This window comes from Salipiger bermudensis HTCC2601, assembly GCF_000153725.1.
Lineage (GTDB): Bacteria > Pseudomonadota > Alphaproteobacteria > Rhodobacterales > Rhodobacteraceae > Salipiger > Salipiger bermudensis.
Window position 1 is genome coordinate 2,216,888 of sequence record NZ_DS022276.1, and the last position, 14,926, is coordinate 2,231,813.

The 14,926-nt window shown below is 66.1% G+C and carries 15 protein-coding genes; 5 read left to right on the forward strand and 10 right to left on the reverse strand.

The window, feature by feature from the left end:
* The 6 genes from R2601_RS10625 to R2601_RS10650 all read right to left on the reverse strand — a co-directional run.
* Window positions 1-825 (reverse strand): AMP-binding protein (locus R2601_RS10625; RefSeq protein ID WP_007797780.1); only part of this gene is annotated, 825 nt, incomplete at its 3' end.
* A 184-nt stretch (window positions 826-1,009) separates the two neighbouring features.
* Window positions 1,010-1,765 (reverse strand): ABC transporter ATP-binding protein, encoded by a 756-nt coding sequence (locus tag R2601_RS10630; RefSeq protein ID WP_007797783.1) that lies wholly within the window; start codon window positions 1,763-1,765, stop codon window positions 1,010-1,012.
* Between the two features lie 12 nt (window positions 1,766-1,777).
* Complete coding sequence (locus R2601_RS10635; RefSeq protein WP_007797785.1) at window positions 1,778-2,533, reverse strand: ABC transporter ATP-binding protein; 756 nt, start codon at window positions 2,531-2,533, stop codon at window positions 1,778-1,780.
* 11 nt (window positions 2,534-2,544) lie between these two features.
* On the reverse strand, window positions 2,545-3,747 hold the full coding sequence (locus R2601_RS10640; RefSeq protein WP_007797787.1) for a branched-chain amino acid ABC transporter permease: 1,203 nt from the start codon (window positions 3,745-3,747) through the stop codon (window positions 2,545-2,547).
* Window positions 3,748-3,750: 3 nt separating this feature from the next.
* Window positions 3,751-4,782: a branched-chain amino acid ABC transporter permease gene (locus R2601_RS10645; RefSeq protein ID WP_007797790.1), complete on the reverse strand. Its 1,032-nt coding sequence runs from the start codon at window positions 4,780-4,782 to the stop codon at window positions 3,751-3,753.
* A gap of 111 nt (window positions 4,783-4,893) precedes the next feature.
* Complete coding sequence (locus R2601_RS10650; RefSeq protein WP_007797793.1) at window positions 4,894-6,240, reverse strand: substrate-binding protein; 1,347 nt, start codon at window positions 6,238-6,240, stop codon at window positions 4,894-4,896.
* Between the two features lie 223 nt (window positions 6,241-6,463).
* Here R2601_RS10650 and R2601_RS10655 point away from each other — a divergent pair, with 223 nt between their 5' ends.
* The 5 genes from R2601_RS10655 to R2601_RS10675 all read left to right on the forward strand — a co-directional run bounded on the left by R2601_RS10655 (window position 6,464) and on the right by R2601_RS10675 (window position 12,517).
* Entirely contained in the window at window positions 6,464-7,774 is a 1,311-nt protein-coding gene (locus R2601_RS10655; RefSeq protein WP_007797796.1) for a helix-turn-helix domain-containing protein, read from the forward strand.
* Window positions 7,775-7,876: 102 nt separating this feature from the next.
* A complete protein-coding gene (locus R2601_RS10660) occupies window positions 7,877-8,251 on the forward strand; it encodes a response regulator transcription factor (RefSeq protein WP_040544601.1) in 375 nt (124 codons plus the stop codon).
* Entirely contained in the window at window positions 8,248-8,553 is a 306-nt protein-coding gene (locus tag R2601_RS10665) for a hypothetical protein (RefSeq protein ID WP_007797805.1), read from the forward strand. Before R2601_RS10660 ends, R2601_RS10665 begins: the two co-directional genes overlap by 4 nt.
* Window positions 8,550-11,231: an ATP-binding protein gene (locus tag R2601_RS10670; RefSeq protein WP_110740009.1), complete on the forward strand. Its 2,682-nt coding sequence runs from the start codon at window positions 8,550-8,552 to the stop codon at window positions 11,229-11,231. Before R2601_RS10665 ends, R2601_RS10670 begins: the two co-directional genes overlap by 4 nt.
* 95 nt (window positions 11,232-11,326) lie before the next feature.
* Entirely contained in the window at window positions 11,327-12,517 is a 1,191-nt protein-coding gene (locus tag R2601_RS10675) for a flagellar motor switch protein FliM (RefSeq protein ID WP_007797811.1), read from the forward strand.
* Window positions 12,518-12,525: 8 nt separating this feature from the next.
* Here R2601_RS10675 and R2601_RS10680 read toward each other — a convergent pair whose 3' ends face one another.
* From R2601_RS10680 to R2601_RS10695, 4 genes are all read right to left on the reverse strand, one after another.
* Window positions 12,526-12,951, reverse strand: coding sequence for a protein tyrosine phosphatase family protein (locus R2601_RS10680; protein ID WP_007797814.1), 426 nt, complete (start codon window positions 12,949-12,951; stop codon window positions 12,526-12,528).
* 16 nt (window positions 12,952-12,967) lie between these two features.
* Complete coding sequence (locus tag R2601_RS10685) at window positions 12,968-13,405, reverse strand: DUF6691 family protein (protein WP_007797816.1); 438 nt, start codon at window positions 13,403-13,405, stop codon at window positions 12,968-12,970.
* 1 nt (window position 13,406) lies between these two features.
* Complete coding sequence (locus R2601_RS10690; RefSeq protein WP_007797819.1) at window positions 13,407-13,832, reverse strand: YeeE/YedE family protein; 426 nt, start codon at window positions 13,830-13,832, stop codon at window positions 13,407-13,409.
* A 105-nt stretch (window positions 13,833-13,937) separates the two neighbouring features.
* Entirely contained in the window at window positions 13,938-14,801 is an 864-nt protein-coding gene (locus tag R2601_RS10695; protein WP_217626383.1) for an MBL fold metallo-hydrolase, read from the reverse strand.
* Window positions 14,802-14,926 lie beyond the last annotated feature (125 nt).

Genomic DNA, 14,926 nt, shown 5'->3' on the forward strand with positions numbered 1-14,926 from the left:
ACTTGCGTGCACAACCCCCTTGGGCTTTCCGGTGGAGCCCGAGGTGTAGAGGATGAAGAGCGGGTCTTCGGCGTTCATCGGGCGCGGCGGGCAGTCGGGGGCGGCGTGCTCCATGAGGTAGTTGAGGTCGACATCGCGGCCCTGGATCCAGCTGGTCTGGTCGCCGGTATGCTTGACCACCAGGCAGCGGACCTTGTCCGAGCAGTGCAGGAGGGCTGCGTCGGTGTTGGACTTGAGCGCGGTCTTGCGGCCGCCGCGGGGGGCGGTGTCGGCGGTGATGACGATCTTGGCGCCGCAATCGTTGATGCGGTTGGCCAGCGCGTCGGGCGAGAAGCCGGCGAAGACGATGGAATGGATGGCGCCGATGCGGGCGCAGGCCAGCATGGCATAGGCGGCCTCTGGGATCATCGGCAGGTAGATCACCACGCGGTCGCCGCGCATCACGCCCTGGCTGAGCAGGACGTTGGCCATGCGGTTCACCTTGTCGTAGAGCTCGGCATAGGTGATGTGCTGGGCGGGATCCTCGGGGTTGTCGGGCTCGAAGATGATCGCGGTCTGGTTGGCGCGGGTCTTCAGGTGGCGGTCGACGCAGTTATAGGCGACGTTGAGCACGCCGTCCTCGAACCACTTGATATCGACGCGGCCGAACTCGAAGCTGGTGTTCTTGATCCTGGTCGGCCGGGCCATCCAGTCGAGCCGCTGTGCCTCGTCGGCCCAGAACCCCTCCGGGTCGCTGATCGAGCGGGCATACATCTCGTCATACTTGGCAGCGTCCACATGTGCGTTGCTGACGAAATCGGATGACGGCGGGTAGGTATCGGACATCTTGGCTCTCCTCCTCCTCGGAATGCGATGCGCAAGGGAACCGCGCCACGGGAGGGATGGCAATAGGCATTTGGTGGAATGTTTCGGCAACCTGCGCTGAAATTTTGCACTTGTTACCCTGGCCGCAAAGCGGTAACGGCGCGGCGACCCGGGGCCGCCGCGCGCAAGTCCTTGGAATCACGCCTCAGATGGCGAGATACTCGGCGCGCAGGCTCTCGTTTTCGAGCACCTCTGCCGCGGTGCCGTCGAACACGATCGAGCCTGTGTCGAGGATGATCGCCCGGTCGGCGAGCTGCAGCGCGCGCACCGCGTTCTGTTCCACCAGGATCGTGGTCATGCCTTGTTCCTTGACGTGGCGCAGGGTCTTCTCGATCTCGTCGACGATCACCGGGGCGAGACCTTCGTAGGGCTCGTCGAGCAGAAGAACCTTGATGTCGCGCGCCAGCGCCCGGGCGATTGACAACATCTGCTGCTCGCCGCCCGACAGCGTCACCCCCTCCTGCTTGCGGCGCTCGCCGAGGCGGGGGAACAGATCGTAGAGACGGTCGAGCGACCAGCCGATGGGCGGCGCGATCTGCGCCAGTTGCAGGTTCTCCTCGACCGTGAGGCCCGGGATGATGCAGCGATCCTCGGGCACCAGGCCCAGCCCCGCCGCCGCCGCTTCGTAGGAGGCCATCTTGTGCAGCGGCTGGTGGTCGAGCCAGATCTCGCCGTGGTTCACCTGCGGGCTGTCCATCCGCGCGATGGAGCGCAGCGTCGTGGTCTTGCCGGCACCGTTTCGGCCCAGAAGAGCGAGAATCTCGCCCTCGTGGACGTTGAAGTTGATGCCCTGCACGATGTAGCTCTCGCCGTAATAGGAGTGCATGTCCCATACGGAGAGGAAGGCCGGGGCGGTTTCCGCCTTGTTGCCGTGCTTGGAAAAATCCGGTCTGACGTTCATTCCCTGGTCTCCTTACGCATGCTCGCCCAGGTAGGCTTCCTGCACCTTGGGGTGGCCCTTGATCTTCTCCGGCACGTCCTCGACGAGGGGCGTGCCCTGCGCCAGAACGGTGATCCGGTCGGCAAGGCTGAAGACGACGTGCATATCGTGCTCGATGATGCACATGGTGATGTCGCGGCTCGCCTTGATCTGCTTGAGCAGGTCGATGGTATTGTTGGTGTCGGCCCGTGCCATGCCCGCCGTCGGTTCGTCGAGCAGCAAGAGCCGCGGCTCCTGCACCAGGCACATGGCCATCTCGAGCCGACGCTTGTCGCCGCGCGACATCGAGGCCGAGTGCATGTGCCGCTTGTCGAGCATGTTGACGTCCTCGAGCATCTGCTCGGCGCGGCCGCGCAGCTCGGATTCGCTCTCGACCGACTCGATGGCGTGCAGCCGGAAGACCCCGTCGCGCTTGGCGAAGAGCGGGATCATCATGTTCTCCATCACCGTCAGGTCGCCGAAGATCTCCGGCGTCTGGAACACCCGGCTGATGCCCATCTGGTTGATCTCGAACGGCTTGCGCCCGAGCACCGACTGGCCGTCGAACATCACCGAGCCGGTGTCGGGGATCAGCTTGCCGACGAGGCAGTTGAGCAGCGTGGACTTGCCGGCACCGTTCGGCCCGATGATGGCGTGCACGGTGTTCTCGACCACCGAGAGGTTGACCTCGGACAGCGCCTTCAGCCCGCCGAAGCGCTTGTTGACGTCCTTGACTTCAAGAATGCCCATTCTCGCTCTCCTTATTCAGCGGGTTCGGTGCTGGCCGACTTGGCGTCGTCCTCGGCCGGTTTGCGACGCAGGCGGCGCGAGATGCGCTGTCCGCCTTCGACGAGGCCACCGGGCAGGAAGATCACGATCAGCATGAACATCAGGCCCAGCGTGAGGTGCCAGCCCTTGCCCACGAAGGGGTGGATGAGAGCGACCACCAGATCCTCGAGCCCGTCGGGCAGGAACGAGACCCAGCCATGCACGACCTGGTCGTTGATCTTCGAGAAGATGTTCTCGAAATACTTGATGAATCCCGCGCCCAGCACCGGCCCGATCAGGGTGCCGGCACCGCCGAGGATGGTCATCAGCACGACCTCGCCGGAAGCCGTCCACTGCATCCGCTCGGCGCCGGCCAGCGGGTCCATGCAGGCCAGCAGGCCACCGGCGAGCCCGGCATACATGCCCGAGATCACGAAGGCCGCGAGCGTATAGGGCCGCGCGTTTAGGCCGGTATAGTAGAGCCGGTTCTGGTTCGACTTGATGGCGCGCAGCATCATGCCGAAGGGCGAGCGGAAGATGCGGATCGCGATGTAGAACGAGATCAGCATGATCACCGCGGCAACGTAGTAGCCCACCGAGAACTGGAACGCCCAGGGGCCGATGTTGAGGGTCTCGAAGCTGCGCATCTCGAGCCCGAAGAGGTTGGTCACCGGGATGCCGCCATCGGCGGTGGCCGAGACGCCGAGGATGCGCGGATCGTCGAGGGTGATCTGCAGGCCGGTCTCGCCATTGGTGATCGGAGTGAGCACCGAGTAGGCGAGGTTGTAGCTCATCTGCGCGAAGGCCAGCGTCAGGATCGAAAAGTAGATTCCCGAGCGGCGCAGCGAGACATAGCCGATCACCACCGCGAACAGGCCCGACACGATCATCGACAGCAGGATCGCCGGGATGACGTTCATGCTCAGCAGCTTGAACATCCACACCGCGGCGTAGGAGCCCACGCCGAGGAAGGCGGCGTGACCGAAGCTGAGATAGCCGGTCAGGCCGAACAGGATATTGAAGCCGATCGCGAGGATGCCGAAGATCACGAAGCGCTGCATCAGGTCGGGATAGCCCGCGTTGAACTGCGCCATGCCGCTGTCGGTGGGGAAGGGGTTGAGGATGAAGGGCGCGAACAGCGCCATCACCGCAACGATGAGAAACAGGGTGAGGTCTCTTTTGCCGAGTCCGAACATGGGTCAGTCCTCCATCACGCCCTTGCGGCCCATCAGGCCCCTCGGACGGGTCAGCAGAATGATGATGGCGACGAGGTAGATGATGATCTGGTCGATGCCGGGAAGAATGGACTTGATCTGGTTCATCGAGGCGAAGCTCTCGAGGATGCCGAGAAGGAAGCCGGCGAGCACGGCGCCCGGAAGCGAGCCCATGCCGCCGACGACCACAACCACGAAACTCAGTACCAGAAAATCCATGCCCATATGGTAGTTGGGCGAGTTGATCGGCGCGTACATCACCCCGGCAAGGCCCGCGACGGCGGCGGCGAGGCCGAACATGATGGTGAAGCGGCGGTCGATGTTGATGCCCAAGAGGCCCACGGTCTCGCGGTCGGCCATGCCGGCGCGGACCACCATGCCGAAGGTGGTGAACTGCAGGAAGGCGAAGACCGCGCCGATGATGATCGCGGCAAAGCCAAAATAGACCAGGCGCCAGTAGGGGTAGATGATCACGTTGGGATCGAAGCCCAGCATGGTGCCGAAATCGAACGAGCCGCGGAACACGTCCGGCGCCGGGGTCGGGATCGGGTTGGCGCCGAAGATCTGCTTGATGACCTCCTGCAGCACGATCGCCAGTCCAAAGGTCACGAGGATCTGGTCCGCATGCGGGCGCTTGTAGAAATGCTTGATCAGGCCGCGTTCCATGATCACGCCGAAGCCGATCATGATCGGGATCGAGAACAGGATCGCCAGCGGCACCGACCAGTCGATGATTGCGGCCCCCGTGGCCTCGCCGAAGATGTCCTGCATGTAGGGCACGTCGACCTTGAGCGGGTTGCCGAGAAAGTCGGTGCGGGTCTCGTCGACGACCTGATGCGACAGGGTGAGCAGCCGGTTGAGGGTGACGGCGCAGAAGGCGCCGATCATGAACAGCGCGCCGTGGGCGAAGTTCACCACACCGAGCGTGCCGAAGATGAGCGTCAGACCAAGGGCGATCAGCGCATAGGCCGATCCCTTGTCGAGCCCGTTCAGGATTTGAAGGATGATTGCGTCCATGATCCGTGGCCTTCGAGGTCAAAGAATGGGTGTGCGCTCCCGGCGGAAAGCCGGGAACGCTGGGGATACGCCGCTGACAACGCGATCAGCCGACGTATTCTGGGTTTTGGATCAGACGCCCGGGTTGCAGGAGCCGAGCGCACCACCCGCGAACATCGGGTGATCGGGCGCGTATTCCACCTGGCCGCGCGGGGTGATCTCGACCACCTCGAGCAGGTCGAACTCCGAGGTCGGGTTCTCCTTGCCGCGCACCACGAGCACGTCCTTGAAACACTGGTGATCCTCGGCGCGGTAGAGGGTCGGACCGTTGCCCAGACCGTCGAACTCGTAGCCCTCGAGGGCCTCGGCCACGGCGCAGGGATCGAACGATCCCGCACGCTGCACGGCATCTGCATAGAGCAGGGTCTGCACGTAGCAGGTGTGTGCCGCCTGCGAGGGCGGGAAGCCGTACTTGGTGCCGAAGGACTTCACGAAGGCCTTGGTGCCCTCGTCCTGCAGCGACCAGTGCCAGTTGGTCGAGCCAAGGATGCCCTTGATGTTCTCGCCGGCACCGCGGGCCATCAGGCGCGAGAACAGCGGCACGACGATCTCGAAGTTCTTGCCGTTGGCCTGCTTCTCGCGAAGACCGAACTGCACGGCGTTGGTGAGCGAGTTCACCATGTTGCCGCCGTAGTGGTTGAGCACCAGCACGTCGGCGCCCGAGTTCAGAACCGGCGCGATGTAGGACGAGAAGTCGGTCTGCGCGAGCGGGGTCTTCACCGCCTCGACGGTCTCCCAGCCGAGCGCCTCGGTTGCCGCCTTGATCGACTCTTCCTGGGTCCAGCCCCAGGTGTAGTCGGCGGTCAGGTGATAGGCCTTGCGGTCTTCGCCATAGGCCTTGGCCAGCACCGGCGCGAGCGCCGCGCCCGACATGTAGGCATTGAAGAAGTGGCGGAAACCGTTGGCCTTCTTGTCCTTGCCCGTGGTGTCGTTGGAGTGGGTGAGGCCGGCCATGAAGATCACGCCGGCCTCCTGGCAGAGACCCTGCACGGCCACGGCCACACCGGAGGACGAGCCGCCGGTGATCATGATGGCGCCGTCCTTCTCGATCATCGACTTGGCCGAGGCGCGCGCCGCATCCGATTTGGTCTGGGTGTCGCCGGTGACGTACTCGACCTTCTTGCCGAGGATGCCCGAGCCTTCCAGCGCCTTGGACGAGAAGGTCTGCATCATGCCGCCGTCGCCGCCGCCATTGAGGTGCTCGACCGCGAGCTCGTAGGCGCGCAGTTCGTCGGCGCCCTCGTCGGCATAGGGGCCGGTCTGCGGCACGTTGAAGCCCAGCGTCACCGAGCCGCCGGTGGGCTCGTTGGTGAAGGCCCGGGCCGACGAGGCGGTAAAGATCGTCGGCAGCGCGACACCGGCGCCGGCCACGGCACCCGTTCTCAGCACGCCACGGCGAGTCAGAGTCGTCTTGGACATGAAAATCCTCCCATTTTGTAAAAGTGCGCGGACGGGCTCCTCTTCCCCTCGGCGCGTGCACCCCTGAGTGCAAATTCAGTATTTCTCGGTATAGGTAAACCGATCAACAACTGCCTTGTTGAGAACAATTTTTTTGTCAACGACTGAACAGTATACTACAGTCTTCTGTAAATGAATTGATATTGCAGCGCAGAAACGCGTTGAAAGGACAGGGAAAGGCCTCATGGCGCGCGATACGCTGACCGGCTCCCGAATCCGCGAAAGGCGGATTATTCTCGGAATGAAACAGGCCGAGCTGGCCCGGCGCGTCGATATTTCAGCCTCCTATCTCAATCTGATCGAACACAACAGGCGCAGAATCGGCGGAAAATTGCTGCTCGATCTGGCCGAGATCCTCGGGGTGGAGCCCTCGGTCCTGACCGAAGGGGCCGAGGCCACGCTGATCGGGGCGCTGCGCGAGGCGGCGCTGCGCGAGGCCGAAGCCGGGGCCGAGCTCGACCGGCTCGACGAGTTTGCCGGCCGCTTCCCGGGCTGGGCCCGCCTGCTGGCCGAGAGCCGGGCGCGGATCGACACGCTGGAGCGCAGCGTCGAGGCGTTGACCGACCGGTTGGCCCATGACCCGCATCTCGCCGATGCGCTGCACGAGATGCTGTCGACGGTGACCTCGATCCGCTCCACCGCCTCGATCCTGGCCGAGCCGGGCGAGATCGACCCGGACTGGCAGCGCCGCTTCCATCGCAACATCTATGAGGACAGCGCCCGGCTGGCCGAAAGCAGCCGCAGCCTCGCCTCCTATCTCGAGGCCGAGGGCAAGGCGGCGGCCGAGAGCGGCACCCCGCAGGAGGAGGTCGACGCGCTGTTCGAGGCGGCGCAGTACCACATCGCGCCGCTCGATGCGGGCGAGGGGGCTGACGCGGTGGCCGAAGATCTGGGGCACGAGCTCTCGCCGATCGCGCGGGCGCTGCTGCGCCGCGCCTTCCGGCGCTATGCCGAGGATGCGGCGCTGATGCCGCTCGACAAGGTGCTGGAAGCGGTGGTGGTGACCGGCACAGACCCGCTGGCGCTGGCGCGGCGCTTCGGGACCGATCCGGCCCGCGCCATGCGCCGTCTCGCCACGCTGCCGGCGGATGCGCCTTGCGGCAGCGTCGGGCTGGCGATCTGCGACGCCTCGGGGGTGTTCACCTTCCGCAAGCCGCTGCCGGATTTCCCGATCCCGCGCTTCGGCGCCGATTGCCCGCTGTGGCCGCTCTTCGCGGCGCTCAGCCGGCCGATGTCGGTGCTGAGCCGGGTGCTGCAATCGGCCGGCCGCCAGAGCGGCGCCGTCACCGCCATGGCCTTCGCCCAGCCCTCGGGTCCGCCGCAGGTCAACCGCGAGCCGGTCTTCGAGGCGCATATGATGATCGCGCCCGCGGGCCCGCGGAGTTCCGAGATCCCCGAGGACGTGGGCATCACCTGCCGCATCTGCCCGCGCGCTGCCTGTCCCGCGCGGCGCGAGCCGTCTCTGCTGGGCGATGGGCTGGCGCAGGGCTTTTGATCTTTTGACACCCGCCGCCACATTCGCGATAAGTTTTTTACAGGGGGAGGACGGTTTTGGCTCGGGGAGGGCCGGGCTGCCCGGTGTCGGGAAGGGGACGTCATGTCGAAACGAGTGATGCTGATCGAGGATGAGCCGAATATCATCGAGGCGATCAGCTTCATCCTGTCGCGCGAGGGGCTGTCGGTGGAGACACATTCCGACGGCACCACCGCCAATGACAAGCTGCGCGCCAGCACGCCGGACCTGCTGATCCTCGACGTGATGCTGCCCGGCAAGAGCGGCTATGACATCCTGCGCGAGCTGCGCGAGGAGGCGGGCACCGCCGAACTGCCGGTGCTGATGCTGACCGCCCGTGGCCAGACCCGCGACCGCGAGATGGCCGAGCGCGCCGGGGTATCTGCGTTCATGACCAAGCCGTTCTCCAACGCCGAGATGCTCGACCAGGTCCGCGCATTGATGGCCGAGACCTCATGACCGAGGCCGGGCCGCCGCGCCGGGGCAAGCCTCCGGTGTTTCTTGAACGGCAGTCCTACCGCCGGCGGCGGGTGATCGACGCGGCACGGGTGCTGCCCTTCATCGGCATGCTGCTCTGGGTGATCCCGCTGCTTTGGCGCGAGGATGGCGCGGTCGCGGTGCGCTCGTCGAGCGCGATCCTCTACCTGTTCGGCGTCTGGATCCTGTTGGTTGCGGGCGCCGCCGTGCTCTCGGCCAAGCTCGCCGCGCAGGCCCGTGACGGCACGGCCGAGGTGGAGGCCCGGGGCGGGGAGGCGCCGTGACCATGCTCAACACGCTGGTCTTCGTCTGCAGCGCCTATGCGCTCTTTCTCTTCGCCATCGCCTTCGCCGCCGAGCGCGCGGCGATGCGCGGGCAGGCGCGCTGGCTGCGCTCGCCCATCGTCTACACGCTGTCGCTGTCGATCTACTGCACCGCCTGGACCTTTTACGGCGCGGTCGGCTCGGCGGTGCGCTCGGGCTTCGAGTACCTGACGATCTATCTCGGGCCCTCGCTGGTGCTGATCGGCTGGTGGTGGATCCTGCGCAAGCTGGTGCGCATCGGGCGCTCGCAGCGCATCACCTCGGTGGCCGACCTGATCTCGTCGCGCTACGGAAAGTCGAACCTGCTGGCGGTCGGGGTCACGATCCTCGCGGTGGTCGGCACCACGCCCTATATCGCGCTGCAGCTGCAATCGGTGACGCTGAGCTTCGAGGTCTTCGGCGTCGGCGACATCGCCACTGGCGAGGAGCAGGGCCACACCGCGCTCTGGGTCGCTGCCGGCCTCGCGCTTTTCACGGTGATCTTCGGCACCCGCAATCTCGACGCCAACGAGCGCCACAATGGCGTGGTCATGGCCATCGCCGTCGAGGCAGTGGTCAAGCTCGCGGCGCTTCTGGCGGTGGGGGTGTTCGTGGTCTGGGGGCTGTCGGGCGGAGTCTCGGAGGCGCTGGCCAAGATCGATGCCTCCAGCCTCGGACAATGGCAGATCGACGGCGGGCGCTGGGTCGGGCTGATGATGCTTTCTGCGGCGGCCTTCCTCTGCCTGCCGCGGATCTTCCAGGTGCTGGTGGTCGAGAACGAGAACGAGACCCACCTGCGCACCGCAAGCTGGGCCTTCCCGCTCTATCTCGGGCTGATGAGCCTCTTCGTGGTGCCGATCGCGGTGATCGGACTCGAGATGCTGCCCGAGGGCTCGAACCCCGACCTCTTCGTGCTCACAGTGCCGCTCAGTCAGGGCCGCGACGGGCTGGCGGTGCTGTCCTTCCTTGGTGGCTTCAGTTCGGCCACCTCGATGGTCATCGTCGCCGCCATCGCGCTCTCGACCATGGTCTCGAACCACGTGGTGATGCCGCTCTGGCTGCGCTACGCTGGCGGCGGCGCCAAGGTCTCGGGCGACGTGCGGGGCGTGGTGCTGCTGGCGCGGCGGTTGTCGATCATCGGCGTGGTGATGCTGGGTTATCTCTACTACCGCCTGTCAGGCGGCGGCGCGGCGCTGGCCTCGATCGGTCTGGTGAGCTTTGCGGGACTGGCGCAGATCCTGCCGGCGATGCTGGGCGGGATCTTCTGGCGTGGCGCCTCCCGGCTGGGCGCGCTCGTGGGGTTGACGCTGGGCTTCGGCTGCTGGGGCTACACGCTGTTCCTGCCAAGCTTCGGCGCGGGCGTGTTCCTGCCGGAGGCCTGGGTGACGGCGGGGCCGTTCGGCATAGGCTGGCTGCGCCCCCACGCGCTTTTCGGGATTGATGCCATTGATCCGCTGCTGCACGCGGTGTTCTGGTCGCTGGCGCTCAATACCGGCGGCTTCGTGCTGGCCTCGCTGGCCAGCTTCCCAGGTCCGCTCGAGCGCCTGCAGGGCGCGCAGTTCGTCAACGTCTTCGAGCATTCCGCCGCGCCGCGCAGCTGGACCGGTCGGGTGGCGCAGGCCGAGGACCTGATGATCATGGCGCAGCGCATCCTCGGCGCGCGCGATGCGCAGCGGCTGTTCGAGCGCGAGGCGCGGCGACAGGGCATGACCGATACCCTGCCGGCGCCGACCCCCAGCTTCCTCGAGACGCTGGAGCGCGAGCTGGCGGGCTCGGTGGGGGCGGCCACGGCGCACGCGATGGTCGGTCAGATCGTCGGCGGGATGTCGGTCTCGGTCGAGGACCTGATGGCGGTGGCCGACGAGACGGCGCAGCTGATGGAATATTCCGCCCGGCTCGAGGCGCAGTCGCAGGAGCTGGCGCGCACCGCCGCGCAGCTGCGCGAGGCCAACGCCAAGCTGACCCGGCTCTCGGTGCAGAAAGATGCCTTTCTCAGCCAGATCAGCCACGAACTGCGCACGCCGATGACCTCGATCCGGGCGTTCTCCGAGATCCTGCGGGACACCACCGGGCTGGCGCCCGAGGATCAGCACAAATATTCCTCGATCATCCATGACGAGGCGATCCGGCTGACCCGCCTGCTCGACGATCTGCTCGATCTTTCGGTGCTCGAGAACGGGCAGGTGAACCTGAACCTGCGCGAGGGGCTGCTCTCGGACGTGCTCGACCGGGCGGTGGCCGCGGCGGCGGCAGACGAACACGGCGCGCGTCTGCGGATCAGCCGCGATCCGGCGGCCGAGCAAATCTGGCTCAACACCGATCTCGACCGGCTCAGTCAGGTCTTCATCAACCTCGTGGCCAATGCCCGGAAGTACTGTGACGCCACGCGTCCGGCGCTCGAGATCCGGGTCCATAGCAGCGACCGGCTGGTGATCGACTTCGTCGACAATGGCACCGGGATCTCGCTCGAGGCGCAGGACGTGATCTTCGAAAAGTTCAGCCGGGTCAGCGACCAGAAGGCCGGCGGGGCGGGGCTCGGGCTGGCGATCTGCCGCCAGATCGTCACCCGTCTGGGGGGCGAGATCTCCTATCTGAAAGGGCAGGGCGGAGCGGCGTTCCGGGTTGTGCTGCCGGCAGATATCGCGATGGCCGCAGAGTAGCGGCCGACCCGGTTTCAGGGGCGCTCTAAAGCCCATGGTAACCAAATCCCTCCATACACTTCGCAGAGTCCGCCCGAGAACAGGCTGCCCGCACGATGGGAGATCCCGCAAGACAGGATGAGGTTCTGGCCCAGAAGGCCAGCGCGGCCCGCCGCGCCCTTGAGGCGCGGTCGATGTCGCCGTCCAAGGCGCTGCGCCGTGCGCTGTCGCGCACCGCGGATGTGCTTTGGGATCTCGCGCTGGTGACCCACGGGGTCGAGCAGGCGCATCTTGATCAGGACGGGGTCGTCGCCGCGCTTGGCGGTGATGCGCTGCTGATCCTGCTCGACGGGCCCGATGGCGTGCCCGGAGTGGCCCGGATCGAGCGCCCGGTGATGACCGGGCTCATCGAGGTGCAGACCATCCTGCAGGTCACCCAGATGCCGGTCGAGGAGCGACCGCTGACCCAGACCGACGCGGCGATGATGGCGCCGCTGCTCGACAGCGCGCTCGAACGGTTCGAGCGTTATCTCGAGGATCATCCGCTGCAGCCGCAGATTGCCGGATTCCGCTTCGGCGCCATGGTCGAGGATTCGCGCACGGCCGGGCTGCTGCTGGATGCGTCCGGCTATCGCGCCTTTCGGGTGTCTCTCGATCTCGCGCTTGGCCGGCGCACCGGAGAGCTGGCGTTGTTCCTTCCAGACCGTGCCGAGGCCGCCGCGGCGGACGAGGCCGGGGATTTGGGGCAGGAGGGGCCTCACGAGCAGAAAATGAAGCTGCTGCCGGTGCACATGGATGCGGTGCTGCACAGGCTGGTCTTGCCACTGTCGGCGGCGGAGAAACTGCAGCCCGGCGATCTGATCCCGCTGCCGCCCGAAGCGCTCGACGGGGTCGAGCTTCTGGCCGGCGACGGCTCGGGTGTCGCGGGCGGGCGGCTTGGTCAGATCAACGGCATGCGGGCGGTGCGGCTGGCCTGGCCCGAGGGCTGCGGTTTGCAGGATCCGGCAGAGGGCGGGAGCACGGCGCCGCCAGCTGCGTTGTCCGAGGGCGCGGCGCCGGCGGCGGCGGAAGTGGCCGCGGCACCAGCGCCCGAACGTGGGCCGGACCTTGCCGAGGATCTGCCCGAGCTGCCGCCGATGGAGTTCGACGCAGGAACCTTCGATACGGGCGCCACCGACACCGAAGAATTCGGTGGCGATTTTGGCACGGATTTCAGCGGGGAGTTCGGCTCCGGAGAGGATGCAGAGGAAAGCGGCGGGGCGGAGTTCGATTTCGCCGCCGCGCCGTTCGAGCTTGATGAGGACTGAGCCGGGGCTCAGCCCTTCTGGGCTGCCAGCGTCTCGAGCGTCGGGCGGATACCCTCGAGTTGGTAGCCGGCCTTGGCGGTGGTGGCGAGGATCTCGTCCACCGGCATCTCGCCGGCCTTGCCCATCGCCCAGACGATCGAGCAGCGGGTGCCCGAGCGGCAATAGGCCAGCACCGGTCCGTCGGCCTCGGCCAGAAGCTCGGCCTGCTGCGTCACCTGCTCGAGCGTCAGGCTCTCGTTGGTGACCGGGATGTAGACGAACGCCATCCCGGCGGCGCGCGCCGCCTCTTCCATGGCCCGATGCGACAGTTCCGGGGGAACCTCCGCGTCCGGACGGTTGCAGATCACGAGCGTGATGCCCGCGTCGGCGGCGGCCTGCACGTCCTCGAGCGCGATCTGCGGAGAGACGGAATAGCCGGGGGTGAGTTCGATCATAGCCATGCGCGCGATATCACTCGGCAGGAACGGCTTTGTCCAGACGTGATCTTACGAAAGGCGCCACAACCATGCCGGTGAGCATGGCCGCCACGAAGACATACAATCCGCTCCCGCCAAAGCTCAGCGCTGCGATCGACGGCCCCGGGCACAGACCGGCCAGACCCCAGCCGATGCCGAACAGCACCGAGCCGATGATCAGCTTGCGGTCGATCTCGCGCGAGGGGGGCGGTGGAAGCGGCACGCCCAGCACCGAGCTCTGGCGCTTGCGCGCCACCATCCACGCGATCGCCATGGGGATCATCGCACCGCCCATCACGAAGGCAAGCGTCGGGTCCCAGGCGCCGAACACGTCGAGCCAGCCCTGCACCTTGGCGGTGTCGGTCATACCCGAGATGAACAGGCCGCCGCCGAACAGGCCGCCAGCTATGAAGGAGAAGACAAGCCGCATCATCTCAGATCACTCCCAGGATATGACGGAACAGAACCACGCCGACGCCGCCGGCGAGGATGTAGCAGGCCGTCGCCACGATGCCGCGCACCGACAGGCGCGACATGCCGCAGACGCCGTGTCCCGAGGTGCAGCCATTGGCAAGACGGGTGCCGAGCCCCACCAGCAGGCCGGCGGCGACCAGCACCGCGGTGTTGTCGGTGATGTGGGTGTCGACGGTGCCATAGGCGGGCATCAGCAGCACCGGCAGCAGCACCACGCCAGCGAGGAACACCAGCCGTTCCCATTTCAGGCCGCCGGCCGATCCGTCGACCAGCGAGCCGACGATGCCCGAGGCGCCCATGATGCGCCCGTTGAAGAGCAGATAGACCGCCCCGCCGGAGCCGATCAGCAGCCCGCCGATGAGGCCCCAGATCCAGTCCTGTTCCATTTTGCGCGTTTCCTTTGTATCGATTTGAGAGTTGTTCCGATGGCCGGAACGCCAAGGCGCCCCCGGTTCGCAGCGGGGGCGCCGGCTTGGGTCGGGGGATGCGGATCAGAGCTTGTTGACCGGCACCTTGAGGAAGACATCGCCCTTCTCGTCCGCCGGCGGCATCTGGCCGGCGCGCATGTTGACCTGCAGCGACGGGATGATCAGCTTGGGCATGGCCAGCGTCGCATCGCGGCTGTCGCGCATCTTGACGAAGTCCTCGGCCGACTTGCCTTCGCCCACGTGGATGTTGAGCGCCTTCTGCTCGCCCACGGTGGTCTCCCACGCGTATTCGTCGCGGCCCGGGGCCTTGTAGTCGTGGCCGACGAAGATCCGGGTCTCGTCGGGCAGGGCGAGGATCTTCTGGATCGAGTTGTAGAGAGTCTCGGACGAGCCGCCGGGGAAGTCGCAGCGCGCGGTGCCGAAATCGGGCATGAACAGCGTGTCGCCGACAAAGGCCGCGTCACCGATCACGTAGGTGAGGCAGGCCGGCGTGTGGCCGGGCGTGTGCAGCACGTCGCCGCGCAGCTGGCCGATATGGAAGCTGTCGCCCTCCTCGAAGAGCTGGTCGAACTGCGAACCGTCGCGCTGGAACTCGGTGCCCTCGTTGAACACCTTGCCGAAGGTGTCCTGCACCACGGTGATGCGCTCGCCGATGCCGATCTTGCCGCCCACTTTCTGCTGGATGTAGGGCGCGGCCGAGAGGTGGTCGGCATGAACGTGGCTCTCGAGCAGCCACTCGACCTTGAGCTCGTGCTCCTTGACGAAGGCGATGATTGCATCCGCCGAGCGTGTGTCGGTGCGGCCAGAGGAATAATCGAAGTCGAGCACGGAATCGACCACGGCGCAGGACGACCCGGACGGATCGCGCACGACGTAGGAAATCGTGTTGGTGGCTTCGTCGAAGAATGCGGTGACGTCTGGTGAGATCATGGGATGGTCCTCCGTTTCGACATTCACATAGGTAAATGTGAATATGTTTGCAAGGATTCTTTCGCGATTGACCTGCGTCAAGGCGCCCATCCGCCGATGGTTTCATCACTATACTCGGAGGA